Here is a 24,308-nt window from a genome sequence, read left to right as displayed (position 1 = left end):
GCAAGAAGAAGGAGGCTATAACGATGGCAAAGCAAATGCCAGATTTGGAAGATTATAAATATGGTTTCCGCGATGAGCACAAAGCCATATTTCAATCCGGAAAAGGATTGACGCCGGAAGTCGTTCGCACGATTTCGGAAATCAAGGGCGAGCCTGAATGGATGCTGGAGTTCCGTCTGAAAGCGTTGGAGCAGTTCAACAAAATGCCGATGCCTAAATGGGGCGGCAACATGGACGATCTGGATTTCGACGATATCCAGTATTACGTCCGTCCGTCCGAGAAGCAAGGCAAGACGTGGGAAGAGGTTCCTACGGAAATCAAGGAAACGTTCGACAAGCTCGGTATTCCGGAAGCGGAACAGAAGTTCCTTGCAGGCGTATCGGCGCAATACGAATCCGAGGTCGTCTACCACAGCATGCAAGAAGATCTGGAGAAGCAAGGCGTTATCTTTACCGATACCGATACCGCGCTTCGCGAATATCCAGAAATCTTCAAGCAGTACTTCGGTACGATCATTCCTCCTGCAGATAATAAATTCGCGGCACTCAATAGCGCGGTTTGGTCCGGAGGCAGCTTCATTTATGTTCCTAAAGGCGTAAAATGCGAAATCCCGCTGCAGGCTTACTTCCGGATTAACTCCGAAAACATGGGTCAATTCGAGCGTACGCTCATCGTGGCCGACGAAGACAGCTTCGTGCATTACGTAGAAGGCTGTACGGCTCCGATCTACAGCACGAACTCGCTGCACAGCGCAGTCGTTGAAATTCTCGTGCTGAAGAACGCTCGCTGCCGTTACACAACGATTCAGAACTGGGCGCCGAACATCTACAACCTGGTAACGAAACGTGCGGTAGCGGAAGAGAACGCGACGATGGAGTGGGTAGACGGTAACATCGGCTCCAAACTGACGATGAAATACCCGGCAGTCGTTCTGAAAGGCCGCGGCGCGAAAGGCATGGTATTGTCCATTGCCGTAGCGGGCAAAGGCCAGCATCAAGATGCCGGCGCGAAAATGACGCATCTGGCGCCGGACACGACGTCGACGATCGTCTCCAAATCGATCAGCAAGCACGGCGGTAAAGTCACGTACCGCGGATTGGCGTCTTTCGGCCGCAACTCCGAAGGGTCCAAAGCGAACATCAAATGCGATACGCTCATTCTGGATAACCAGTCGACGTCGGATACGATTCCGTACAACGAAATCATGAACGACAACATTACGCTCGAGCATGAAGCGACAGTATCCAAGGTATCCGAGGATCAATTGTTCTACCTCATGAGCCGCGGCCTCACGGAAGCGGAAGCGACTCAAATGATCGTCATGGGCTTCATCGAGCCGTTCACGAAAGAACTGCCGATGGAATATGCGGTTGAAATGAACCGTCTGATCAAGTTCGAAATGGAAGGCTCGATCGGCTAACATCATGCAGCCGGTTGTTGCTTGAACAAACAAAACTCCGGAACCAGCTTCAATCGAAGCTGCGTTCCGGAGTTTTTATGTTGATTTACATATAAACATGCTTCACTTCGAGATCGCGTTCAATCGATAGATCGATAAACCGTTCTTCAACGCGGATGAGCGGCCGGAAGAATTCCGAAGAATGGGTCATGATGATGGTGCCGACCTCCCCGGTTTCCAGCTCGACCTGTTTGCCGATAAAGTTCGGGATCATATGTCTGATGAACGTATGCGTCGTCTCGGGGTCCAGTTCAGTGAAGCTCATCCGGTACAATTCCTTCAGCACGTACAGCAGATCGCGCTTCTTCTGATAGACGCGGGACGAGATCATGGCGCTGTACACGTCGGAAACGGCAACGATTTTGGAAACAGGGTGCATGTCCGAGCCTGCCAATCGATTCGGGTAGCCGGTTCCGTCGATCCGTTCATGATGCTGGAGCGCGACGATTGCCGCAAGCGATTCACCGAAAGAATCCGTTATGATGCGGTGGCCGTAAACCGTATGTTTCTTGACCATTTCATATTCGTCCGAGGACAGCTTCTCCGGCTTATTCAGAATCCCTTGCTGGATTTGGCATTTTCCGATGTCATGTAGGAAGCCGGCTTGGCCGATCTTCACCGCTTCTTCTTCGCTGTAATTCAACCAAGAGGCCAAGAAATAAGCCAGCATCCCGACTTGGACGGAATGCTGATAGGTATAGTCGTCCTTGGTGTTCAGCAGCAGAAGCATCGACACGACATCGCGCTCCATTTTGAAGTTATCGACCAAGGGCTGGAACGTATGGATAACGTCCTCCTCGAAAATTTTGCCGTTTTGGGAAGCCTCTAGAAATAATTGCTCGCAGCCGTTGACCGCATCCTGGTAGATCGGCTCCACGTTCGGAAGCCATTTCGGACTTAAACTGGATTCGATCGTACGAATGGAAACAGGTTCGTTGTCTCTGCTTACAATATCAACATAATCGATTTGGTGCCGATAGAGCTTGGAGATTTCTTTTGCAAATAAGTCCGTACCCTTGGAGAGCACATGCAATCCGTAAGAATTAAAGGTATCGCTGCTTAACTTGTCTCCATCTAGTAACTCCGTCACATGAATGCGCATAATCCACCTCTTAAGCAGCTAGAAATTAGATACATGTATGTACGTTAAATGTAACTACATTATACATAAATGGCAATATGGTCCTGTTCGAACGATAGTTCTATTTACCTTATCGGCAGATCTTAGCCACATGTTAAGCAATTATGAACGATTCTTTATCCCCTAGTCGCGATCGGATTCCACGGACCTTGCTGATGACCTTTCCATTCCGAGCCGTCTTCCCATATTTCGCGCTTCCAGATCGGCACGATTTGTTTCAGCCGCTCGATGGCGTATCGGCTCGCGTCGTAACAGGCTTCCCGGTGGGGAGAGGAAACGGCGATGATGACGCTGATCTCGGCAACGTCTACGACGCCGATGCGGTGCCAGATGGCGCACTCCGTTCCGGGCCATTGCGCAGCGATTTCATTCCCGATTTGCTGCAGCGTCTTGATTGCCATTGGTACGTAAGCCTCATATTCCAGCCGGATGGTTCGCTGGCCCTGCGTCCATTCCCGCGTCGTTCCCGTAAACGTGAGCGCTGCGCCGTTATTCGGAACGATTACTTGAGCGGTAATGGCTTCGACCGAAAGCGGGTCCGTCGTCACCCGGTATTTATCGGGTGCGGGCGTCTTGCCGGATTCCTCGTTCGATTCGCTGTCTTCGCCGCCGGAAACCGGCGGCAGCAATGCGAGCTCATCGCCGGCGCGAATGTGTTCGTCATCGGATGCATAGGCTTGGTTGCGAGCCATGAAGGAGATCGCGATCAGCTGTGCATGCGCCTCATATTGCGCGGCAAGCGCTTCTTTCAGACCTGCTACGGTAAGCTGTTCCTGCGGCAGTTCCAGGATGACTTCAGGCGCGCCGAAGCGGTCGGAAAGACCGGCAAACAGCCGGATTGTCCACGTTACAGTCATGTCTTCCAACCTCTCGTTTTCGATGTTAATGGTCTCCATAGCATACCATAATGGGTCCAAAAATGTTATGCTAGAGGCAGGTACGGATGAGACGTAAAGGAGTACGGGCCATGCAAGCATTAACGGATCGATTCGGACGCGTGCACGACTACTTGCGCATTTCCGTGACTGACCGGTGCAATCTGCGCTGTCTGTATTGCATGCCGGAGGAAGGCGTGAAATTCGAGCCGGCCGAAAATTTGCTCAGCTACGATCAAATCGCGGAGGTCGTGCGCACGGGCGCAGACCTGGGTATTACAAAGCTTCGGATAACCGGAGGCGAGCCGCTTGTCAGGCCGGGATTGCCCGGGTTGATACGGGAGCTTGCAGCTATTCCGGGCATCCGGGACATCGCAATGACGACGAATGGCGTTTTGCTCGCGGAGCATGCGGAGGAGTTGCGGGCAGCGGGGCTTAATCGAGTCAATATCAGCCTGGACACGCTCGATCCTGCCCGGTTTCGGTTTATTGCGCGGCGCGGGGATTTGCAGCGCGTACTGCAGGGGATCGAAGCGGCGGCGACCGCTGGTTTTGCGCCGATTAAGCTGAACTGCGTGTTATTGAAAGGCGTCAACGAAGACGAAATCGCCGCATTTCTGGAGATGGCTTTCAAGCAGCCGCTGCACGTTCGTTTTATAGAATATATGCCGATCGGCCATGCGGACGAGAATTGGCGGAACCATTATTTGCCGTTGTCGCGGGTCTTGGAAATCGCGGAGCAGAATAAGCTGGAAGTGGAACCTATGAAGGGCCTGCTCGGCAACGGACCGTCTGATGATTATCGAATTAAAGGCGGGACAGGCACGTTTGGACTGATCCACCCGATCAGCGACCAATTTTGCTCGCGGTGTAATCGGCTGCGGTTGACGGCAGACGGCAACTTGCAGCCATGCCTGTACTGGGTGGATGAGCTGAACGTCAAGCCGGCGCTCGGCAGTCCGGCTGCGCTGGAGAGCATATTTATGCGGGCGATGAATATGAAGCCGAAGAATCATGAGATGGCGGCGAAGCTGGCGGACGAATCGTTATCGCATGAGCCGACTGCGCGCCGCATGTCTCAAATCGGCGGATGACGATGCCGGCGAATGGAGAGGTAGTAGAGATGTCCCAGCAGTACATTACGATCTATGATGTCGAAGGACAGCCGGCCGCTACGACGCCGGAGGACATGGCTCGCTTGGCGGGCCGTGTTTTTCCGTTAACCGAACGCATTGCGGGCGGGGCGGGCGAGGCCGTGGATTTCGGCGATTGGTTTGTCGGTTGGCGGAAGCAGCAGGGAATCGCTTCGGAAGCGCCGCTGCCGACGCATTTGAAGGTTGAGGCCGTGGATGCGTTCGAAGCGCTGATACCATGGGAGCAGCTGGCGGACGCGGCGATTTCTTTTGCAATTAACGGGGAGCGCCTGCCAAAGGGCGGGCCGATTCGGCTTTACGTGCCGAACGGTTCCAGCGCATGCTTGAATGTCAAAAGCGTCGTCGCCTGCCGGTTTCTGCAGGACGAAGAGAGACGCGGAGAAGTATCGTACGGATTCAAGCAGACTTTCTCGGCGGATGAGATGCGCAATAAACGTTGAACCGCCGAAAATTGGAGGCAAGCATGAAGGATATGGCAATGGATGGAGCCCATGTCGTGCTGCTTCACAGCAACGATATTCACAGCAGGCTGGAGCAGGCGGCCAAAATGGCGGCTTATATCGATGAAGCCCGGCAAACTTACGGTAACGATCATGTGTTGACCTTGGATATCGGCGATCATATGGACCGGATGCGGGTAGAGACGGAAGCGAGCGACGGGATGGTCAATATTGAATTGCTCAACGCGGCTGGCTACGACGCCGTAACGCTTGGCAATAATGAAGGCTTGACCTTTACGCCGGAGCAGCTGGACGCGGCATTCGGCGAACGAGCGAAGTTTCCGGTGGTGTGCGCGAACCTGTGCCGGACCGCGGATGGAACGCGTCCATCCTGGATGCTGCCGTATACGATCGTCGAGAAAGCCGGTCTCCGGTTTGGCATCGTCGGCGTGACGGCGGCTTTCGCCGAGTTTTATACGCTGCTTGGATGGGAGGCGACCGATCCGCTTGAAGCGGTTGCGGAGCAAACCTCGCGCATTCGGCAGCAAGCGGATATCGTCATCGTCATGTCGCATCTCGGATTGAGGCTCGACCGCCAAATGGCGGAATCGATTCCGGGCATCGACCTCGTATTGGGCGGCCATACCCATCATCTGCTCGAAGAGCCGGAGATCATCGGAGATACGTATGTTTGCGCGACCGGGAAATTCGGCGAGTACGTCGGCCGCGTGGATATTCGAGTCAACGCCGGAACGGGCCGTCGATCCATTCAGGTCGAAGTTATTCCGCTGGCCGCCTATGCCGAAGAGCTGCAAGCCAGCGTCATCATAGAAGAGTCTCTGGCAGCTAGCAGGCATCGCTTGGGCCGCGTCATCGCGGTGCTGGACGAACCGCTTCCCGCTCGAATAGAGCAAGATTCGCCGCTGGGCAATTTATTGGCTGCGGGCTTGCGCCGCTGGACGGGCTCCGAAATCGGACTCGTGAACGCGGGGCAGCTGCTCGGCGGGCTCGCGTCCGGCGAAGTTACGGCCGGCGATCTGCACGCGCTCTGTCCGTCGCCGATCAATCCTTGCCGGATGCAGCTGTCCGGCAGCGATATCCGACGCAGCCTGGAGGAGTCGCTGCTGCGCGAATTCATCGACAAGCCGATTCGCGGCTTCGGCTTTCGCGGTTCCGTGCTCGGAACGTTGGCGGTGGACGGTCTGGAGATCCGGTACGATCCCGAACTGCCGCCGTATGCCCGAATCGTCTCCTTGACTGTGAACGGGCTGGAACTTAGGGATGACCGGAGCTATTCGGTTGGGACGATCGACATGTTTACGTTTGGCGTCGGCTATGAGAGAATCAAGAACGGCACGGCGTTCACCTATTATCTGCCGGAGTTTATCCGCAATGTGCTGGAGCGCGAGCTTTGCAGCTCCAAGGCGGTCGCCGACAGCTTCCGTCCGCGCTGGACCTCCGATTAGGCTAGCCGCGAAGGCGAGAGGAAAGTCAGTTACGGGTCGTCTGCTCGTATGCGAGGCGTCCATGATTTGTAAGTTAAATGCAAGTTAAATGCAGGAGGTTCCAATGGGAGACATTATTCATGCGATTATTTTAGGTATTGTGGAAGGCTTGACCGAGTTCTTGCCCGTATCTTCTTCGGGACATATGATTCTGACGAATAAACTGCTCGACATTGCTTCGGACGATCAGGCGATCGTCACGTTCGAAATTATTATTCAATTGGCGGCGATTCTGGCGATGGCGATCGTTTACCGGCGGCGGATCGCGGATTTGTTCGGTTTGTCGCGCAAGCCGCAGTCGCTTGGCGCGATCGGACCCGGCGGTCGCTCTTCCGCCCGCAAGAAGCTGAATCTGATTCACGTCGCGCTCGGCATCGTGCCTGCGATGCTCCTTGCTTACGCGCTGAAGGACGTGATTAAAGGCGAGGGCTTCAATCAGGCGCCCGTCTTGTTCTCGCTCGTTGTCGGCGGGATATATATGATCGTGGCGGAGAAGCTGTCCAATTCCGGCCGTATCCGCGTCAAGGCGGAAACGATGGACGATATTACGTACCGCCAAGCGTTCACGATCGGCTTGCTGCAATGCTTATCGCTTTGGCCGGGATTCTCGCGCTCGGGTTCTACGATCGCAGGCGGAATGCTGACGGGGACCAGTTATAAAGCGGCAGCGGATTTCTCGTTCCTTATGGCGATTCCGATCATGGTGGTCGCCTCCGGTTACGAAATGCTGGACAGCTACAAATACATCACGGGCGACAATCTGTCGTTCTTCATCGTCGGGTTCTTGGTGTCGTTCGTCGTGGCGTGGCTTGTCATCATCCTGTTCCTGCGTTTTATTCAGAAAGTGAAGCTGACGCATTTCGCGATCTACCGGTTTATTCTGGCAGCGCTGTTCTGGATCTTCATCATGAGATAAAAGTTGAATGGTGAAGGTATTTAGAAGATATTGTCGACAATTGACGAATCTGTTCTTGCTCTTTTCCTATAAATCCCTTACATTAACATTACGAGGTTGCAATTTGGGCCGCAGTAGGAAAATAGAAGCATGGCAGGAGTCGATCGTATGCGATTATTGCCCATTCAAATGTGCCAGCCAGGCATGAGGCTCGCGAAGAAAATTTATTCCGAGGAAGGCCTCGTGTTACTTGGCGCGGACGTTGAACTTAATCAAAAGCTGATTTCTCGCTTATATGATTGCGGCATTCATTATGTATATATCCAAGATCCCCGAACGGCCGATTTGGTCGTGCCCGATCTCATCAGCGAAGAAACGAGACATCGTGCGCTCTCCGAGATTCGTACGAACTTCCGTGACTTGATGGACAGGCCGAACCGTAAAAGCGGGGTAACGTATCCCTATATCGGTAAATCGTTTCGACAAATCATGGGTATGGTCATCGATGACCTGACCGGGCAGAAGGATGCCATGGTCATGCTGATGAATATGGGTATCGTCGACAACTATTTATTCAATCATTCGCTTAATGTGTCGGTCTATACGACCGTGCTCGGCATCGCCAACGGCTATACCCGGGACGAGCTAATGACGCTCGGTCTCGGCGCGGTGCTGCACGATATCGGCAAGACGCAGATCAGCGTTCATATTTTGAAGAAGCATTCGGGTTTAACGCGCGAGGAATACGAGGAAATGAAGCGCCATGCCGAGCGGGGCTACTACCTGCTCAAGGACGAACCGAATATTCCGCTGCTCGCCGCGCATTGCGCTTACCAGCATCACGAACGGCTGGATGGCAGCGGCTATCCGCGCGGCATCAAAGGCAACGAGATTCACGAATACGCGAAATGGATTGGCATCGTCGATTCGTACGACGCTATGACGACAACGCGCGTGTACCGCAATCCGCTGCTTCCGCATGAAGCCGTGGAATCGCTATATGCAGGAACAGGTACGCTATACGAGCAGCGCATGCTGCAGCTTTTCCGGGACAAAGTCGCCATCTATCCGCTTGGCATCGAAGTCCGGCTTTCTTCCGGCGAAAGCGGCGTTGTCGTGGATATCAACTCGTCCTGTCCGCATCGTCCCGTCGTTCGGGTGCTGAGCGACGAGTATGGCGAAGAGCTGAAGGCGCCGTACGAAGTGGATTTATCGACGAAACTGACGACCATGATCGTGAGCGTCAATGAACAAGCATCGATGCCCGAAGCGGCGAGCTCTTGACCGCAGAGACCCGGCTGACAGCCTAATAAGACACCGAAGGAGCCGAGCCGGCTCCTTTTCTTATGTCGCGGCAAGAGCTGCGATGGCGGTTTTCGACGCGGGGACGGTTTGCATCAATCGCCCTTGGACATTACAATAGGATAAAAGAAAAGTAGAATGTCACGTAATTAAGAAAAGTCAGGTGCTGAATACATGTTGAATGCCATACCTTTACCGTTTACCCCCGCGGATGACCCGTGGGACCCGCTATTCTCGCTGCGCCGTCACGGGCGTCACCGGTTGACAAGCGTGGAAATGACGCTGTCCAACCTATGCAATATGCGCTGCGAACACTGCGCGGTCGGCGATACGCTCGTGCTGGCGGAGCCTTCGAAGCTGCCGCTCGACATGATGCTGCGCAGGCTGGATGAAATCGAAGATCTGCGGACGATCAGCATCACCGGGGGAGAACCGACCTTCTCGGAGCGCACCGTGAAGGAATACATGATTCCGCTGCTGCAGTACGCGAGAAGCCGCGGGGTATTCTCCCAAATCAATTCCAATATTACGCTCGACTACAGCCGGTATGAGGCGATTGCACCTTTCCTGGACGTCATGCATATTTCATTCAATTACACCTCCGCGGATGACTTCCATGAGATCGGTTTCGCCAAGAGCGGCCATCCGGTGCCGAAGGCGGTTGCCTCGCGCATGTACGACCGGATGATGGATAACGCGAGACGTCTCAGCGAAGGCGGTTTATTCGTTTCGGCGGAATCGATGATTAATTTCCGGACCCATCGCAAAATGCCGGACATCCATCGGCTGATCGTCGAGATGGGATGCCGTCGCCACGAAGTGCATCCCATGTATCCAAGCGCGTTCGCTGCGGATCTGCCGGTCATTACGCCTGCTCAAATGCGCGATGCAGTCACTGACTTGCTGGATCACAGAGATCGTTCCATGTGGATGCTCTTCGGTACGCTGCCGTTCTACGGCTGCAGCGACGACGCCGCAGACCGTGCGCTGCTGAAGCGGCTCGCGAACGAACCGCTCGTCACGGTCCGCAACGATCCGGACGGCCGCAACCGGCTGAACGTGAATTTATTCACGGGGGACGTGTTCGTTACGGATTTCTCCGACGTGCCGGCTTTCGGCAATATCCGAAGCAACCGTCTGGACGACCTGTTCGATCGGTGGCTCTCCCACCCGCTCGCGAAGAGCGTAGACTGTCATTGCCCTGCCGCCGCTTGCTGCGGTCCGAATTTGCTCGTGAAAGACATGTACTACCCGGATGTGGATTTCGGTACGCGCCAGGCCGTATTGTAAGTCGGCTTAACCACAGAGAGAAAAGCGGCTGAAACGCCGTCTGAGAGGAGCGGGATCTTCCTTTGCACGACTTCGAATTCGGAAAGATTTTCTGGAATCTAGGCATTGTCATCTTATTGGTATTGTTAAACGGTTTCTTCGTCGCCGCTGAATTTTCGCTCGTGAAAGTAAGGCAGTCGCGCTTGACCCAACTGGCTAATGAAGGCAATACGCGTGCCAAGTACGCAATCAAAGTCAATAGTAAATTGGACGCGTATTTGTCTGCGACACAGCTCGGTATTACGCTTGCCTCGCTCGGACTCGGTTGGGTAGGGGAACCTGCCGTCTCGGATTTGATCGTGGAACCGCTGTTCCATTTGCTCGGACTCGGAGATGGAACGGTCATGCACACCGTTTCGGTCGTAATCGGATTTTTGACCATTACGTTCCTTCATATCGTGCTCGGAGAGCTGGCGCCGAAAACGCTGGCCATTCAAAAATCCGAAAGCACGTCGCTATGGGCATCCATGCCGCTCCTGTACTTTTACCGCATCTTCCTTCCGGCGATTTGGCTGCTGAACGGTTCGGCCAATCGATTGCTGCGCACCTTCGGGGTTGAGCCGGCCAGCGAGCACGATTCGGTTCATACGGAGGAAGAAATCCGGATCCTGATGGACCAGAGCGCGAAGAGCGGCGTGATCGACAAAGACGAGATGACGCTGTTCGATAACATCTTTGAATTTTCCGACCGGCTGGCAAGGGAAGTCATGCTTCCGCGGACGGACATGGACTGCTTGTATGCCAACTTGTCGTTCGAAGAGAACATGAAAATCGTGTATGCCACCAAACATACGCGTTATCCCGTATGCGTCGAGGACAAGGATGAATTGATCGGATTCGTACATATTACCGATCTGCTGACCGCCGATCCGGATGAAGAACATCGCGTGAATAAATTTCTGCGCCCGATTCTGAACGTGCCCGAATCGATGGAAATCAGTCACGTGCTCAAGCTGATGCAGCGCAAACATTCGCAGCTGGCAATCGTCGTAGACGAATACGGCGGGACGGCCGGCATGCTGACGACGGAGCTCATTCTCGAGGAAATCGTCGGGGAAATCCATGATGAATTCGACACGGAACAGCCGGATATCATCGTGAAGGGCGACGTCACCTCCGTCGAAGGACGGATGCTGATCGAAGAGATCAACGATATGTTCAATTTGGAAATCGAGGATGACGATGTCGATACGATCGGCGGCTGGCTCTTCTCCAAGCTGGAAGGCAATCCGGAGAAAGGCAAAAAAATCGAGTTTGACGGTTATGTTTTCGAGGTAGCGGAGAGCGAACCGCTGCGCGTGCTGCGTGTATTCATATTTCGCAGCCAGCCCGAGGAAGAACTGGTCGAACAGTCCGGTTTAGGCGAATAACGTTGAATAAAGTTAGGCAAGTTTCATGCTTTTCCAGAAGAGCCCATGTCTTAGGACATGGGCTCTTCGTTGGTCGTTGGTCTTCATTACCCGGGAAATGACGAAATATTGCATGGCCAAGCAAATTCGCCCAGCCGCCGACATATGTATAGGAGTGGAATCGGAAGGCAGCGACAATACATCCGAAGGAGGGGAACAAAGTTGAATGCAGTAAAACCGACGCGCGACTGGTATCCCTTTGTTGGTCCGTTTGACCCATGTCCGCCTAAATACGTGAAGACCTATTACGTTCCGCCGAACCAATATATACCGTTTCAACCGATGAATCTGCCGCAGTTCTCTCTTGCCGACGCGCTTAAGCTGGGCACGCTCTGGCCAGCGTTATACGGTCCTTATGAATCGAAATGCACGCCGAGGGAGGCCGGATCGGGTGAATAATCAGCTGGATGAACAGTATTACAGCAAATTGCTGGAGCTGCAGCAGCTTGATTTTGGACTTGTCGAGCTGACGCTCTATCTGGATACGCACCCGAATGACCTTCAGGCGCTCCAGCAGTTCAATCAGCTGGCCCAGCAGCGCAAGCATTGCGCCCAGCAGTTCGAAATGCAATACGGTCCGCTGATGCAATTCGGTCACAGCTTCTCCAAGTACCCTTGGCAGTGGATTGAAACGCCATGGCCTTGGCAGGTGTAACGAACAGCCGAAGGAGGTGGAACGCTCGTGTGGATTTACGAGAAGAAGCTCCAGTATCCCGTGCGCGTCAGCAAATGCGACCCTCGGGTAGCTAGATACTTGGTGGAGCAGTACGGCGGCGCGGATGGCGAGCTGTCGGCGGCGCTTCGTTATCTAAATCAGCGGTACAGCATTCCGGATAAGGTCGTCGGGCTGCTTACCGATATCGGGACCGAGGAATTGGCGCATTTGGAAATGATCGCGACGATGATTTACAAGCTGACCAAGGACGCGACGCCACAGCAGATGGAAGCGGCGGGCCTTGGTGACAATTATGTCATCCATGACAATGCATTGTTCTACAACAATGCATCGGGCGTTCCCTGGTCAGCGGCGTACATCCAGGCGAAGGGGGACCCGCTCGCCGATCTGTACGAGGATATCGCGGCAGAGGAGAAGGCGCGCACGACGTACCAATGGATCATCGACATGACGGACGACGTTGATCTGCAGGACGGCTTGAAGTTTCTGCGGGAACGGGAGATCGTCCATGCGATGCGGTTCAAGGAAGCGGTCGAAATCATTAAGGCGGATCGCGATACGAAGAAAGTGTATTGAGCATGCTTGGCTCATCTCAATGCATGTAAAAGCCGGCCGTTCGCGGATCCGGCTTTTTTGGCGCGTCTGGAGCGGAATTGCGGCCAACGATGTTGGAGAATCCGCACTAGTTTTGTCGGTTGGAGGGAGAGGCTGCAACTTTTGCCAACTGCTGTACGTTAACTTAGGTATCCGGCTTCGGACAGAAGCGATGGGAGGGCGAAGGTGTGCGTACGAAGATTTCCGCCGAGGTTGCCGGCGTATCGTCCGACAGTCGAGTGCGAAGGAAAGTGATCCATAAACAATCCGCCAAACGACAGAGAAAATGGCTGCGCGTCGCTGCCGCCGTCTTCGGGGTGCTGCTGCTGCTTGGGGCGAGCGGCGGCGTTTGGCTTTTTCTGACCCCATCCGGCAATACATTCCGTTATGTGTTGGCAGATTCCATCATTGCGACCCAGCACCGGAAATGGGCGAAATATATTATCGGTCAGCAAGCTCTCGATACGCGGGTACAAGCGTACCAGAAGAAATTCGACGCGATGGGCGAAGAGCGCGACACGCATGAGATCCATCCGGCGGGAGTCGCCTCGCCGTCCGATCCATCGGCGGAAAACGGCGTCGCAGATGATCGACCCTCCCAAGAGAAGCCCCTCGTCGAGATCGAGCCGATCTCCGGACATGGCTACAGCGGCTATATCATGACGGTCAACGATCCGACCAAGATCCGCATCGGCGTCCCCGAGAAGCAGGGCAGAGGCGAACGGGTAACGAGCATGGTTAAGCGGACGGGCGCCATTGCCGGCGTGAACGGCGGCGGGTTTGCCGATCCGAATTGGGAAGGGAACGGGTTCCAGCCGATCGGCATCGTTATGTCGGGCGGCAAGCTGTTTTACAGCGACTTGGGCAAATCCAACTCCACGCAGGTCGTCGGCATCGACGGCAGCGGCAAGATGGTCGCCGGCCGTTACTCGCTCACTGAGCTGCAGCAAATGGGCGTCAAGGAAGCGGTCACGTTCCAGCCGCGCATTATCGTCAACGGCAAAGGCTTGATCCGCAATGCCGCGGACGGGTGGGGCATCGCTCCGCGAACCGCGATGGGGCAGCGCGAGGACGGCGCGATCCTGTTCGTCGTCATCGACGGCCGGCAGCCCGGACACAGCATCGGAGCGAATTTGTACGACGTCCAGCAGATTATGCTGGATCACGGGGCAGTCATCGCGGCCAATCTGGACGGCGGCTCATCGACGGTGCTCGTCAAGGACGGCGAAGTGCTGAACAAGCCGTCGACGAAGAGCAGCGAGGGCCGCTATCTGCCGACGGCATTCCTTGTCTTCGAGCATCCGGAGCAAGCCGACATCCGGAACGTATGGGCAGGCTTGAAGCCGGGCGACATCGATCCCGGCAAGTGGTGACCGGTGGATTCGGATTGAAACGCCCAGCGCCTTTATAGGCGTCGCCGGCGTTTCACCTTGATATACAAGGAATGATAATTTTCTACTTATTCATAAACTTGTATTTCTTCGGAATGAAACGACTAACGCCATTAAAGGCGTCGCCAGCGTTTCACCTTGCGCCATGGACTTCTTTTCCAGTATGATTAAGGGCAATACATCTGGAAAAGGAGCTATTCATCATGAGCAGCAACGAAACGCTTTCGCGGCCGGAAGCGCTGATTTTCGATATGGACGGCACATTGTTCGAAACGGACACCCTTCTCGTCGGGGTGCATGAACGGATCTTTGCCACGCTTCGCGAGGAAGGTCTGTATACGCAGCCGACCCCGCCGGTAGAGAAGCTTCTTGGCTGTCTAGGCATGCTGCTGGCCGATATTTGGCGCAGCGTCATGCCGGATGGCTCGGAGGCGGCACAGCGCCGGGCGGATGAGCTGATGCTCCAATACGAGCTTGAAGGACTGGAGAGCGGCGATGGAGAATTGTATCCGCATGTCGCCGAGACGCTCGCGGCATTGAAGGCTCAAGGCTTCAAGCTGTTCGTGGCCAGCAACGGGCTGGAACGCTACGTGAAAGAGGTTGCGCGGTACAGGGGGATTGCGCCGTTGTTCGACGGTTTGTACAGCGCGGGTGAATATGAGACGGCCTCCAAGGTACATCTTGTCGACCGGCTGCTGAAGGATCACGGCATCTCGTCGGCATGGATGGTCGGCGACCGCTCGTCCGACGTGGAAGCAGGCAAGAAGAACGGCCTGCAAGTCGTCGGCTGCGCTTACGCCGTCTACGGCCGCCAAGAAGAACTGAATGGGGCGGACGCTTTGATTCAAGATTTCCGCGAGCTGCTGAAGCTCGTTCCGCAATCGTCCTAACGGAAATCACAACAAACCCGGCATGCAGATGGACTCCGCATGCCGGGTTTGTTGCCGTTCGCGCACCGTTAGGCCTTCACGAACGCTCTTCGAACTCATCCATGAATTCGTTCCACGAATCGTCCCTCGTATCGTCTCTCGTAACGTCTCTCGTATCGTCCCGCGCATCTCGCCTTGTAAGGCTCTCCGCAGCCGCCTTTGCTTTATCCTTCCGCTGCACCTTCTGTTCGTACAGCCATGCGGCGTATTCCAGCGGTCTGATAATGGCGCGGCGGTAAGTCTCGCGCTCTCCCGCCTGGATGAAAACCTCCCGGGACGGCTTGGGGTTGACCTCCAGCAGCCAAATCTGCCCCTTGCGGTCAATCGCCAAATCAAGCGCCAGCTCGCATAAACGGCCATAAGAGCGTTCCAAATGGGCGGCGATATCGACGCCGAGCTCTTCGGCTTTCTGTTTGACGGAAGCGGCCAGTTCCTCGTTCTTAATCCAGTCGTTCAGCAGCGTTTTCATTTTGACGGCCTGGCCGCCGCCATGGAGATTGGACGTTATGCTGCCGCTTGGGCCGATTCGGCCGGCACATCCGGTAACTTCCCATTCGCCGCTCCGGTTCTTCTGGACCAGCATCCTATAATCGTGCACGCGGCCATTCGCCAGCTTGAGCTGGATGCCCTGCTGCACCAAGTAATGGTTCTCCCGCAAATTCCACTTGGCCAGGCGGTTGTGAATGCCGGTCAGGCCGACGCGCTGCGGGCTGACGATCCGTCTGGATTGGTCGCGCCCTTGAATCAGATAGCTGCCGCTCTGTTCTTTCTCGATTCGCAGGATGCCGCGGCCGCCCGTACCGTTAATCGGTTTCAAATAGACGAGCGGGTATTTCCGAATGAGTTCCGTCAAGTCGCTCTGCCCGTCATAGTACCGCGTGAGCGGCAGATGCGGACGGAATTTTTCTTCTCGGTTTAATGTTTTGTAGACCGTCCATTTGTTGCGCAGCACGCGGTTCAGGAAGGTCAAATGCCCGTATTTCTTGCGGAAATGGCTAAGCTGCACGAATCTGTGGCTCTTCTGGATCCGGCAGCGGTCGTAAATCATATGGGGAAAGGAGCGCCACTTGCGACTCCAGCTTTTCGTCGTCGTGTCGTACATATGCGCGTTGATGCGATTCTGCGCGTAATTGACGTCGGCCGGCGTGAAGACGAATATGTCCAGGCCGAGATTTTTGCCGGCGGTCGTCATTCGTTCATAAATCGGCTTTTCTTCCATCAGACCACGGTCATTGAGATACAGGGTTAGAATGCCGAGCACCGGCTGACCCATAGTGTGTCCTCCTAAAAGTTTTGCGTAAAGATCGCAGCCGGTGATTCCGGCAAGAAAAAGCAAAACTCACTTCGAAAGCAAAGGCTTAGTTTTGCGTAAAGATCGCAGCCGGTGATTCCGGCAAGAAAAAGCAAAACTAACTTCGAAAGCAAAGGCTTAGTTTTGCGTAAAGATCGCAGCCGGTGATTCCGGTTAGTGTTCGAATCGAAGGGTTGGCTTGCCGGTCGGGCCGGTATGCAGGCTGACTGCTTTCATGCCCGCCCGGAAGCACATATTCATGCTGGAAGGATTATCGGAGGCGACGCTGCACGTAAGACGGCCGAGCTTGCGGTGCAGCGCCCTCAGCAGCAGGCTGCCTACGCCTTGGCCGCGGAACTCCGGGGAAACGACGACGAAGCAGGCGCGTTCGCCGCCGTCATCCGCGAATGCGACCGCTGCCAGTTTCCCGTCCTTAATGGCGACGGCTACCGCGGCTCCGGCTTCGGCGCCGCGGCTGCTCGCGGTCAGCCGCGAAGCGCGCAGATCGTTGAGAGCGGCCAGCCCGGCGTGGGTAAGGCGGCTGTCGCCGTACCGGTACAGAAATCGGGTGATCCTTTCCTTGGCCGAAGACCATTGAGACGGCGACAGCAGCTTTACCTGCATGAGCTTTCCCTCCTTATTTGTCCTTCAATTTCAACAAATAGCTGCTATATTGAAAAATCCGTTCCAGTGAACGTTTGCGAATATCCGGCTCGTCGAATTTCATCGGCTTGGCGTTGGCTTCGAAGAACCAGACTTGCCCGGATTGGTCGATGCCGAGATCCATCGACATTTCGGCCAGTCTGCGGCCGGAGCCGCGCTCGATTTGGCGGGCAAGGGTAAGCGCGGTCGTGCGGGCCTTTGTAAGAAGTTTATTAGCTTCGTCTTGGCCAAATACGCCGACAAGCAGTTTCTCTGGATCTTCGATGCTGCCGCCGCGCGGAACATGCGTCGTAATGCTCATGGATCCGGCCAGCCGGGCGCCGATGCCGGAGATATCCCATTGACCGCGGTTGTTCTTCTGGATCAACGCGCGCAAGTCGAATGAGCGGTCGTTGTAGGCCGCAAGATGGATGCCCTGCTGAGCGATGTAGCGTTCGCCGCTGCTTTCCTTCTTAATGCGGGCCCACAGTTTCCCGATGGAGCCGCAATTGTAGGTGGTGCTCCCTTTGTTGCCCTGAATCTTCAACCGGTACGGGAGCGCCTTCTCGGGCTGCAGCTGGATGGTCATGATGCCTTTGCCCGCCTTGCCGCTGACCGGCTTCAGATAGAGAAACTTGTGCCGCAGCATCATCTTGCCCAGTCCGCTGATCGTCAGCATGCGGCTTGTGGCCGGGATGTAAGGCTTCGTGGTTTGCGATTGGCGCAGCCATTTAAACAAGCTCCACTTGTTGAAGAATTTCGGATTGAAAATCTGCACGTTGGGATGTTTGATGCAGGCGGCGATTTTTCGCCTGGCCTCAGGCTGAAGCTCATCCTCGCGGAGCGGGATGCGGTTGTAGACGAGATGAGGGAAAGGAAACTTCTGCAGCAGCCAGGTGTCCGAGTTTTCGTCGTACGTATAGCCGTCCAGCGTTTTCTGGCTGAGCTTCAACTGTTTGACCGTGACGACGTAGACGAGAAAGCCGTTTTCCTTGCCGGCGGCGATCAAGTCCGCGAAATTATCGCGGTTGCCGCGGAACAATTGCAGCTCATCCTCGGTCGTCAGAACGGCGAGGACGGGCTGCTGTTTCTTCGCATGGACGGTAGCTTCCGATGCTGCCGTATCCTCATGAATGACGACCGCCATCAGTCAGTCCCTCCCTGTTCCTTGAACTTGCTCAAGTACAGGCAATGCTCCAAGATATGCGTCATGGAATCGCGGCCTTGCGAACGGAGGGACGGATGGCTGAAGATCGACCTGCCCGGCTTCGCGTTCGCTTCGAACATCCAGATATCGCCGTCTTTGTCGATGCCGATATCGAGTCCGAGTTCGCCGAGCGTATGCGGGAAGTTGCGCTCGATCGCCTGCGAGAGCTTGATGGATACCGCTTTGGCTTTCGCCAGCATTTCGTCGGCTTTATCGCCGAACGCGCGGCCCAGCGCCTGTTCAGGCGTAAGCAGCTGACCGCCGTTCTTGATATGGGTCGTGACGCTGCCGCGTCCGGCTTTCTTCGCGCCTATGCCGACGGGCACCCATTCGTTGCTGCCGTTCTTGTGCATATGGAAACGGAAGTCGATCGGACATCCGTCGATTTCGATCAAGCGCACGCCCTGTTGGCTGACGTAGCGGCCGAGGCCGCTGCCATGGCGCGTTTCCAGCATGCGCATCAGGCTGTTGAAATTCGTGAACCGGAGCAGCACGTTCGTATTGCCGCGGCGGTACCTGGCGAAGTAGCCGCGCTTCGGATGATACGTCAGCCGATAGATGCCGATGCCAAGGCTGCCGGCCGAAGGCTTGAAGTAGATGAATTGATGATTCTCCAGCATTTCTTTGATTTTCTCGGAACGCGGGTTGTTCACCGATTCAGGCAAATGCTCGAGCGCTTCCACGTCGCGGTCCAGCAGCTTATACACGTCGGATTTGTTGAAGAAGCTCCAGTTGAAGAACGGCACGCCTTTACGGACGAAGCGTTCCCGCATGGACATGATCGAGGCCGTCGTTTCCGCGTAACGGCTCGGGAGCCGGTTGTAGACGACGTCGGGCAGCGGCACGACTTTGCGGTACCAGCTGCCGGCGCTGTTCAGGAAGTAGCCGTTGACCGTCTCCTTCGTCCAATTCACGTCTTTCGGCGTAAACGCGAAAACATACGCTTTGCTGTCGCCCATGCGAATCAGCTGCCGGATATAGCCGGAGCGGGAGCCGAACGGAGCATCGCCGTTGCGGCTGCCGTCGGTGAGCACGCCGATCAGGGGGCCCAGCTGGACCGCGTTCTCTTCTCCTTGGACGAATGAGATGCTGCCGGCTTTCGGTACTTTGATCGATTGGCGGATGGCGGCGGAGAGGTAGAGATGGTTGCCCTGCCGATTGATGGGCTTTACCGCGGCCGTGACGCTCTCTTGCCCAAATTTCAAATTGATCGTCTTTTTGCCGGTCATTTTGAGGGATCGTAGGAGTGAGCCCGACAGGTAGACGATGCGTTCGCTTGAGGGTGAGAAGTGTACATGACAAGATGTCAAACTCATGGATGAACCTCCTGGATGTATCTCCTTTGAATTCGGGTGGACGGGAAAACAGGTCGCTGGCCGGCGGCCAGCAGCTGTGCGTAATCAAGCGGGCGGCGAACGGCGCGTTCAGCGGCGTCAGCGTCGCCGTCGAACGATTGTCTTCCCGGCTTCGCGTTCGCTTCAAGCAGCCATAGGCGGCCGTCCGGCTCGATTCCGAAATCGAGGCCGAGTTCGGCCATTCGGCCGAAATGCGTTTCCAAGCAGCCGGCGGACCGTTCGCTGACGCTGCGGATGCGCTCCAGCAGCTCTGCGGCGATCGCTTCGCCGAAACGGGCATTCAACGCATCGGCCGCTATCCGGGCGGAGCCGCCGCCATGCAAATTGGCTGTCACGCTGCCATGACCGCCGACCCGTACCGCAGCTCCCGTAAACGACCAGCGTCCGCGTCCGTCTTTCTGAATAAGCGCGCGAACGTCGAAGGAGCGGCCTTCGTCGTCAGTCAGCTTCAGGCATGGCTGCACGACATATGGAGCGGCGGACGCGAAGCGGCCGATCCAGCCGCAGAGGGCGGACCAATCGCGGAACTGCTTGGCGAGCGGCCGATTATGCCGGTCCCTGCCGTCGATTTGCCAGCTTTGTTCAAGCCGGAGGAGCCGAAGCGCGCCTTTGCCGTGGGAGCCGGCGGATGGCTTCAGGAATAAACCTTGCGGGTAGCGTTCGAGCAGCTTCGCAAGCTGCCGCTCGCCTTCGTAGGACTGCGTGTCGGGCAGCCAGCGCAGCAGCCCGTCGTCGTGCTGCATGGCACGGTAGACGTCAAGTTTGCCGGGGAGGGAGCCGTTCAGCAGCACGTATCGCTTACGCTGCATGAGAGTCTTCAAGGCTTCTCGCGTGAGCCGGGCCTGCGCGCCGGATACCGGAAGCGCGCGGTCGTACACGACGTCGGGCAGCGGGAACCGGCCGTCCAGCCAGCTGCCGTCCGCAAGCCGGTAACCGCGAATCCACTCCGTGGCTGCGGCGGCCTGCGAAGCGCAAAACAAATACACGAGCATGCCGATCGATTGCCCATACGCGCAAAGGCGGCGGCAGAAATCATCCTCCGGCATGAAGAGGGGGGAAGCTCCGCTCTCGCCGGCGCGATCTGGCTGCCGCTGACTGATCAAGATGCCGAGGATGCCGGATTGTGCTGGCTCAGCCATATCCGTGTCCTCCTTTAGCTTTAAAATTCGGCCAAATGCCGTGCATAGCGAATCATATTGCGGACGGAGGGACGGATCTTCTGATCCTGCAGCGGCGTGTTGTCGTTCTTCGAAGGCTTGGAGTTTACTTCCAGCAGCCAGACCCGGCCGCTCGTATCAAGCGCAAGATCGATGCCGAGTTCGCCGAAGTGAGCCGGAATAAAGTTGTCGACGCCGTGAGCGATATCGAGTGCGGCGCGCTGCAGTTTGCCGGGTGCCTCCGAGCTGCTCGAACCGGATAAGTTGGAGCGGCCGACGGCTTCGCGAACCGTGCTGAGCGTACCGCCTCTAGCTAGGTTGGAGACGAAATGATGGCTGCCCGCAGTACGGGCGACGATGGACGTCAGCACCCATTTGCCTGTTTCGTTCTTCTGCACGAGCGCCCGGAAATCGACCGGCCTTCCCATGATATCGATTAACTGAAGCCCCTGCTGAATTTGGTACCGGACGGTTTTCATTTTGCCTGAGATGGAGCCGTACAGCTTGAGCAGACTGCTGAAATAATGCCTGCGCGTGCCGCCGACCGTGGCGTATTGTGCAGAATACGCATCAGCCTCCATCTTGGTGATGCGAATGATTCCTTTGCCTAGACTGCCGCGGACCGGCTTCAAGAAGACGGTATGGTACCGGCTGCACATCGTTTTCAACATCGGAAAGCTCTTAAGCACATGCGATTCCGGCAAATATTTGATGAGCGACGGGTCTTTGGCCAGCGCTTCGAACACTTCCGGCTTATCGAGAAACTTCTCGTTGAAGACCGTGCTTCTGTGGCGAATCTTGACTTCCTGGATGAATTCCTGCACGTTGGGGCGGTTTTCCAGTTTACGCGAAGTGAGCCGGTTGTTGACGACGTCCGGCGAAGGGAGCAGCGTTTTGCGCCAGCCGTCCGAATACACCCAGCCTTCGACCGTGTTGTAATTGCCTTTCAGGTGTAGGGGCGTGAAGAAATAGACGTAAGCGCCCTGCGCTTCGCAGGCATCCACCAATTCTTTGCAGAACATCGTTATGGAGCCGAAAGGCCGGTCGCGCTGTTCCGGATCGTCGCGGCTGATGAGGACGCCGATCAACGGTCCAAGCGCAAGCTGGGCCTCTTCGGGCCGATAACGGATGCGAAGCGTGGTGTTTGCCAGCAGCCCCATCTTTCGCGCGAGACTCTGTCCGATCCGCATGCCGTCGAACCGTTCGACCGGTACGACCTTGACGTATTGGCGCATCGCTCCGAATTTTAGCGTCAACGGCTGGCCTTGCGGGATTTTCCATTGTCTCAAATAGGCGTCGCCGAGCATGATGGCATCATCCGGCAGCATGCCCGGACTGATTACCTGTACGGCGACTTTCGTTTTCAGCATCGACGGATCTCCTTCCATGCCGGAGATGATGACGTTTGGGCCAGGGTCCATAGGGTTTTGACACGAATTAGTTCATCATATGAGGACATCTATCCCTTGGTGATTAGCGGACAGCATCCGATTTCACATAAAATAACGTTTCTCGGCGCCCAATCTATCGTGCTTCGGGTACGTGCTTTCTGTTAAAATGGAACTAGACATGCAGTGTGCGTAGAAGAAGACAAGGAGTGACCGCCATGACGGCCGAAGGAAAAGCGCCCGAGGCGCAAACGAAGCATGAGCGGCTGATGACCTATATCCGCCAGCTCGAGATCGGTACGAAACTGTCCGTTCGCACGATGGCGGACGAGCTGGAAGTGAGCGAAGGAACGGCGTACAAGGCGATTAAGGAAGCGGAGTCCGCGGGTCTTGTCAGCACGAAGGAGCGGATCGGCACCGTCAGGATTCAGCGCCGTAACCGCGAAGCGCTCGATCGCCTGACGTTCGGAGAAGTAGCGGATATCGTGCAGGGAGAACTGTACGGCGGCGCGGCCGGCCTGGAGAAGACGCTGCATAAGTTCGTCATCGGCGCGATGGAGCTGGACGCCATGGTCCGTTATATCGACGCGGGCAGCCTGCTCATCGTAGGTAACCGGCAGGGCGCCCACCGCTGCGCGCTGGAGCAGGGAGCGGGCGTATTGATCACGGGCGGATTCGGCGCGAACGACGACATCAAGCAGCTGGCGGACGAGCTCGGCCTGCCGATCATTTCTTCCAAGCATGATACGTTCACCGTCGCGTCCATGATCAACCGCGCGATGTTCGACCGTCTCATCCGGCAGAAAATCATGCTTGTCGAGGATATCGTCACGTATACCCGTCCCGTGGAAACGATGCGCCTGGGCGAGACGAAAGGCGACTATATTAAGCTGGCCGGCCGCGTCGGCGGAACGAGGTTTCCCGTGCTGGATGACCGCGGGCGCGTCGTCGGCATGATGACGTCGAAGGATGCGGAAGGCGCCGGCGACGACCAGCCGGTCGAGAAGCTGATGACGCGCAGCCCGATAACGGCGGCGCCGAATATTCCGATCGCCTCCGCGGCGCATACGATGGCGGCCGAAGGGATCGATTTGCTGCCCATCGTGGACAAGAATCGTAAACTGCTGGCGGCGATCAGCCGGAGCGAAGCGCTCGAAGCGATGCGGTATGCGGGCAAACAGAAGGAGTCTGGCGAAACGTTCGATGAATTGATCGGTGCGGGATTCCAGAAGAAAGCTTCCGAGAGCGGAGAGGGTTTTCAATACGAGGGAAGAATTACGCCGCAGATGTCCGGGACGTTCGGCACGATCTCGGAAGGCGTGCTCGTCACATTGATGACGCAGGCGGCAAGGGGATTGATCCGGGAGCTCGGGAAGCGGGATTACGTCATCGAGAGCATGACGACGTATTTCGTGAGGCCGATCCAGTTGGAGAGCGAAGTCGTCATTCGGCCGACCTTGCTGGAAATCAGCCGCAAGAGCGCCAAGCTTGAGATCGAATTGAAAGATCCCGGCGGGGTGGCTGCCAAGGCGCTGCTTGCGGCGCAATTAATTGATCCTTATTGATTGATCTAAATTAAAATGAGGTTCAAAAAGTCGGGTTTTCAGCACCGAGAAGGTTGCGAGAACCTGAAGAAGGAGCAGCGCAGTGTAGGCAAACCTACATGAGCAGCTCAGGGTTTCCGAAGGAAACCAGCTACGTAAGCATATGCTCTTCGAAGGTGAACGCAAGATTCGATGCCGAATACGCTACTTGGTATTACGTGATCAAAAGACGGCTTTTTGAACTACCGCTTAACCTTTCATGGAGCGGTAGACGCTGTTGTTGCGTATCCCGGCAAACAGGTTGAACAGGCCGATGACGATGATCAAGCCGCTAATGATGACTTTGACCGTCGAACCGTTGAAGGCGAGCATCATGAACAGCGCGATGAAGACGAGCATGACGCCCATGCTCATGTTGAGGCGGGCGCTCAGAATGCCGCGCTGGCGCGTATCCGAGGTGCGGCGGGCTTTGTAACTGAAATTGACCGACATCAGCGACGTAAGGCAGATGAGGATGACGATGGCCCAGTGTAAGGCATTAACCATGACGTGCGTGCAGCTCCTTTATGGACAAGCTAGAATATGTGGCTTATTGTACCACGAAAGGGGCTTCAAGCGAAAATC

The 24,308-nt window shown here is 55.8% G+C and carries 23 protein-coding genes; 14 read left to right on the top strand and 9 right to left on the bottom strand.

Features of this window, described 5'->3' with window-relative positions; all coding sequences use genetic code 11:
- The first annotated feature begins 23 nt into the window (after positions 1-23).
- Entirely contained in the window at positions 24-1,421 is a 1,398-nt protein-coding gene (gene sufB, locus GZH47_RS07190) for a Fe-S cluster assembly protein SufB (protein ID WP_162639471.1), read from the top strand.
- Positions 1,422-1,506: 85 nt separating this feature from the next.
- Here sufB and GZH47_RS07185 read toward each other — a convergent pair whose 3' ends face one another.
- Together GZH47_RS07185 and GZH47_RS07180 are read right to left on the bottom strand one after the other, a co-directional pair.
- Positions 1,507-2,562, bottom strand: coding sequence for an HD-GYP domain-containing protein (locus GZH47_RS07185; RefSeq protein ID WP_162639470.1), 1,056 nt, complete (start codon positions 2,560-2,562; stop codon positions 1,507-1,509).
- A gap of 155 nt (positions 2,563-2,717) precedes the next feature.
- A complete protein-coding gene (locus tag GZH47_RS07180; RefSeq protein WP_162639469.1) occupies positions 2,718-3,458 on the bottom strand; it encodes a molybdenum cofactor biosynthesis protein in 741 nt (246 codons plus the stop codon).
- A 110-nt stretch (positions 3,459-3,568) separates the two neighbouring features.
- Here GZH47_RS07180 and moaA point away from each other — a divergent pair, with 110 nt between their 5' ends.
- The 12 genes from moaA to GZH47_RS07120 all read left to right on the top strand — a co-directional run bounded on the left by moaA (position 3,569) and on the right by GZH47_RS07120 (position 15,061).
- A complete protein-coding gene (gene moaA / locus GZH47_RS07175) occupies positions 3,569-4,570 on the top strand; it encodes a GTP 3',8-cyclase MoaA (protein WP_162639468.1) in 1,002 nt (333 codons plus the stop codon).
- Positions 4,571-4,599: 29 nt separating this feature from the next.
- The gene (locus GZH47_RS07170; protein ID WP_162639467.1) at positions 4,600-5,070 is read left to right on the top strand and encodes a molybdopterin-binding protein; all 471 of its coding nucleotides are present in this window, start codon (positions 4,600-4,602) and stop codon (positions 5,068-5,070) included.
- A 32-nt stretch (positions 5,071-5,102) separates the two neighbouring features.
- Entirely contained in the window at positions 5,103-6,536 is a 1,434-nt protein-coding gene (locus GZH47_RS07165; protein WP_192043623.1) for a bifunctional metallophosphatase/5'-nucleotidase, read from the top strand.
- A gap of 103 nt (positions 6,537-6,639) precedes the next feature.
- Complete coding sequence (locus tag GZH47_RS07160; RefSeq protein ID WP_162639465.1) at positions 6,640-7,491, top strand: undecaprenyl-diphosphate phosphatase; 852 nt, start codon at positions 6,640-6,642, stop codon at positions 7,489-7,491.
- A gap of 147 nt (positions 7,492-7,638) precedes the next feature.
- Positions 7,639-8,754, top strand: a complete 1,116-nt coding sequence (locus tag GZH47_RS07155; protein ID WP_162639464.1) for an HD-GYP domain-containing protein — start codon at positions 7,639-7,641, stop codon at positions 8,752-8,754.
- A 192-nt stretch (positions 8,755-8,946) separates the two neighbouring features.
- The gene (yfkAB, locus tag GZH47_RS07150; protein WP_162639463.1) at positions 8,947-10,062 is read left to right on the top strand and encodes a radical SAM/CxCxxxxC motif protein YfkAB; all 1,116 of its coding nucleotides are present in this window, start codon (positions 8,947-8,949) and stop codon (positions 10,060-10,062) included.
- 62 nt (positions 10,063-10,124) lie between these two features.
- The gene (locus tag GZH47_RS07145) at positions 10,125-11,471 is read left to right on the top strand and encodes a hemolysin family protein (RefSeq protein WP_162639462.1); all 1,347 of its coding nucleotides are present in this window, start codon (positions 10,125-10,127) and stop codon (positions 11,469-11,471) included.
- A gap of 201 nt (positions 11,472-11,672) precedes the next feature.
- Positions 11,673-11,909, top strand: a complete 237-nt coding sequence (locus tag GZH47_RS07140) for a spore coat associated protein CotJA (protein WP_225446389.1) — start codon at positions 11,673-11,675, stop codon at positions 11,907-11,909.
- Complete coding sequence (locus GZH47_RS07135) at positions 11,866-12,165, top strand: spore coat protein CotJB (RefSeq protein ID WP_162639460.1); 300 nt, start codon at positions 11,866-11,868, stop codon at positions 12,163-12,165. Before GZH47_RS07140 ends, GZH47_RS07135 begins: the two co-directional genes overlap by 44 nt.
- A 27-nt stretch (positions 12,166-12,192) precedes the next feature.
- Positions 12,193-12,762, top strand: coding sequence for a manganese catalase family protein (locus GZH47_RS07130; RefSeq protein ID WP_162639459.1), 570 nt, complete (start codon positions 12,193-12,195; stop codon positions 12,760-12,762).
- A gap of 257 nt (positions 12,763-13,019) precedes the next feature.
- Positions 13,020-14,153 carry a phosphodiester glycosidase family protein gene (locus tag GZH47_RS07125; protein WP_162645109.1) on the top strand — a complete coding sequence of 378 codons (1,134 nt, stop codon included), beginning with the start codon at positions 13,020-13,022 and terminating at the stop codon, positions 14,151-14,153.
- 221 nt (positions 14,154-14,374) lie between these two features.
- Positions 14,375-15,061, top strand: coding sequence for an HAD family hydrolase (locus GZH47_RS07120; RefSeq protein WP_162639458.1), 687 nt, complete (start codon positions 14,375-14,377; stop codon positions 15,059-15,061).
- Between the two features lie 76 nt (positions 15,062-15,137).
- On the opposite strand, the gene GZH47_RS07115 is transcribed toward GZH47_RS07120, so the two are convergent.
- From GZH47_RS07115 to GZH47_RS07090, 6 genes are all read right to left on the bottom strand, one after another.
- A complete protein-coding gene (locus GZH47_RS07115) occupies positions 15,138-16,373 on the bottom strand; it encodes a YheC/YheD family endospore coat-associated protein (RefSeq protein ID WP_162639457.1) in 1,236 nt (411 codons plus the stop codon).
- 192 nt (positions 16,374-16,565) lie between these two features.
- Positions 16,566-17,015 carry a GNAT family N-acetyltransferase gene (locus GZH47_RS07110; protein WP_162639456.1) on the bottom strand — a complete coding sequence of 150 codons (450 nt, stop codon included), beginning with the start codon at positions 17,013-17,015 and terminating at the stop codon, positions 16,566-16,568.
- A 13-nt stretch (positions 17,016-17,028) separates the two neighbouring features.
- A complete protein-coding gene (locus tag GZH47_RS07105) occupies positions 17,029-18,180 on the bottom strand; it encodes a YheC/YheD family endospore coat-associated protein (RefSeq protein ID WP_162639455.1) in 1,152 nt (383 codons plus the stop codon).
- Positions 18,180-19,556, bottom strand: a complete 1,377-nt coding sequence (locus GZH47_RS07100) for a YheC/YheD family endospore coat-associated protein (protein ID WP_162639454.1) — start codon at positions 19,554-19,556, stop codon at positions 18,180-18,182. Before GZH47_RS07100 ends, GZH47_RS07105 begins: the two co-directional genes overlap by 1 nt.
- Positions 19,553-20,734: a YheC/YheD family endospore coat-associated protein gene (locus GZH47_RS07095; RefSeq protein ID WP_162639453.1), complete on the bottom strand. Its 1,182-nt coding sequence runs from the start codon at positions 20,732-20,734 to the stop codon at positions 19,553-19,555. Before GZH47_RS07095 ends, GZH47_RS07100 begins: the two co-directional genes overlap by 4 nt.
- 20 nt (positions 20,735-20,754) lie before the next feature.
- Entirely contained in the window at positions 20,755-22,122 is a 1,368-nt protein-coding gene (locus tag GZH47_RS07090; RefSeq protein WP_162639452.1) for a YheC/YheD family endospore coat-associated protein, read from the bottom strand.
- Positions 22,123-22,358: 236 nt separating this feature from the next.
- Between GZH47_RS07090 and GZH47_RS07085 the strand changes: the two genes are divergently transcribed.
- Positions 22,359-23,705, top strand: a complete 1,347-nt coding sequence (locus GZH47_RS07085) for a DRTGG domain-containing protein (RefSeq protein ID WP_162639451.1) — start codon at positions 22,359-22,361, stop codon at positions 23,703-23,705.
- 228 nt (positions 23,706-23,933) lie between these two features.
- On the opposite strand, the gene GZH47_RS07080 is transcribed toward GZH47_RS07085, so the two are convergent.
- Positions 23,934-24,230, bottom strand: a complete 297-nt coding sequence (locus GZH47_RS07080; RefSeq protein ID WP_162639450.1) for a YtpI family protein — start codon at positions 24,228-24,230, stop codon at positions 23,934-23,936.
- Positions 24,231-24,308: the final 78 nt, after the last annotated feature.

This window comes from Paenibacillus rhizovicinus (assembly GCF_010365285.1).
In the GTDB taxonomy this organism is placed as follows: domain Bacteria; phylum Bacillota; class Bacilli; order Paenibacillales; family Paenibacillaceae; genus Paenibacillus_Z; species Paenibacillus_Z rhizovicinus.
This window is presented reverse-complemented; position numbering and strand designations above follow the sequence as displayed.

What these genes read in the sequence shown, in the direction of transcription:
- sufB (WP_162639471.1), top strand. Translation starts at nt 24, where the DNA reads ATGGCAAAGCAAATGCCAGATTTGGAAGATTATAAATATGGTTTCCGC.
- GZH47_RS07185 (WP_162639470.1), bottom strand. Translation starts at nt 2,562, where the DNA reads ATGCGCATTCATGTGACGGAGTTACTAGATGGAGACAAGTTAAGCAGC.
- GZH47_RS07180 (WP_162639469.1), bottom strand. Translation starts at nt 3,458, where the DNA reads ATGACTGTAACGTGGACAATCCGGCTGTTTGCCGGTCTTTCCGACCGC.
- moaA (WP_162639468.1), top strand. Translation starts at nt 3,569, where the DNA reads ATGCAAGCATTAACGGATCGATTCGGACGCGTGCACGACTACTTGCGC.
- GZH47_RS07170 (WP_162639467.1), top strand. Translation starts at nt 4,600, where the DNA reads ATGTCCCAGCAGTACATTACGATCTATGATGTCGAAGGACAGCCGGCC.
- GZH47_RS07165 (WP_192043623.1), top strand. Translation starts at nt 5,103, where the DNA reads ATGGCAATGGATGGAGCCCATGTCGTGCTGCTTCACAGCAACGATATT.
- GZH47_RS07160 (WP_162639465.1), top strand. Translation starts at nt 6,640, where the DNA reads ATGGGAGACATTATTCATGCGATTATTTTAGGTATTGTGGAAGGCTTG.
- GZH47_RS07155 (WP_162639464.1), top strand. Translation starts at nt 7,639, where the DNA reads ATGCGATTATTGCCCATTCAAATGTGCCAGCCAGGCATGAGGCTCGCG.
- yfkAB (WP_162639463.1), top strand. Translation starts at nt 8,947, where the DNA reads ATGTTGAATGCCATACCTTTACCGTTTACCCCCGCGGATGACCCGTGG.
- GZH47_RS07135 (WP_162639460.1), top strand. Translation starts at nt 11,866, where the DNA reads ATGAATCGAAATGCACGCCGAGGGAGGCCGGATCGGGTGAATAATCAG.
- GZH47_RS07120 (WP_162639458.1), top strand. Translation starts at nt 14,375, where the DNA reads ATGAGCAGCAACGAAACGCTTTCGCGGCCGGAAGCGCTGATTTTCGAT.
- GZH47_RS07115 (WP_162639457.1), bottom strand. Translation starts at nt 16,373, where the DNA reads ATGGGTCAGCCGGTGCTCGGCATTCTAACCCTGTATCTCAATGACCGT.
- GZH47_RS07110 (WP_162639456.1), bottom strand. Translation starts at nt 17,015, where the DNA reads ATGCAGGTAAAGCTGCTGTCGCCGTCTCAATGGTCTTCGGCCAAGGAA.
- GZH47_RS07105 (WP_162639455.1), bottom strand. Translation starts at nt 18,180, where the DNA reads ATGGCGGTCGTCATTCATGAGGATACGGCAGCATCGGAAGCTACCGTC.
- GZH47_RS07100 (WP_162639454.1), bottom strand. Translation starts at nt 19,556, where the DNA reads ATGAGTTTGACATCTTGTCATGTACACTTCTCACCCTCAAGCGAACGC.
- GZH47_RS07095 (WP_162639453.1), bottom strand. Translation starts at nt 20,734, where the DNA reads ATGGCTGAGCCAGCACAATCCGGCATCCTCGGCATCTTGATCAGTCAG.
- GZH47_RS07090 (WP_162639452.1), bottom strand. Translation starts at nt 22,122, where the DNA reads ATGCTGAAAACGAAAGTCGCCGTACAGGTAATCAGTCCGGGCATGCTG.
- GZH47_RS07085 (WP_162639451.1), top strand. Translation starts at nt 22,359, where the DNA reads ATGACGGCCGAAGGAAAAGCGCCCGAGGCGCAAACGAAGCATGAGCGG.
- GZH47_RS07080 (WP_162639450.1), bottom strand. Translation starts at nt 24,230, where the DNA reads ATGGTTAATGCCTTACACTGGGCCATCGTCATCCTCATCTGCCTTACG.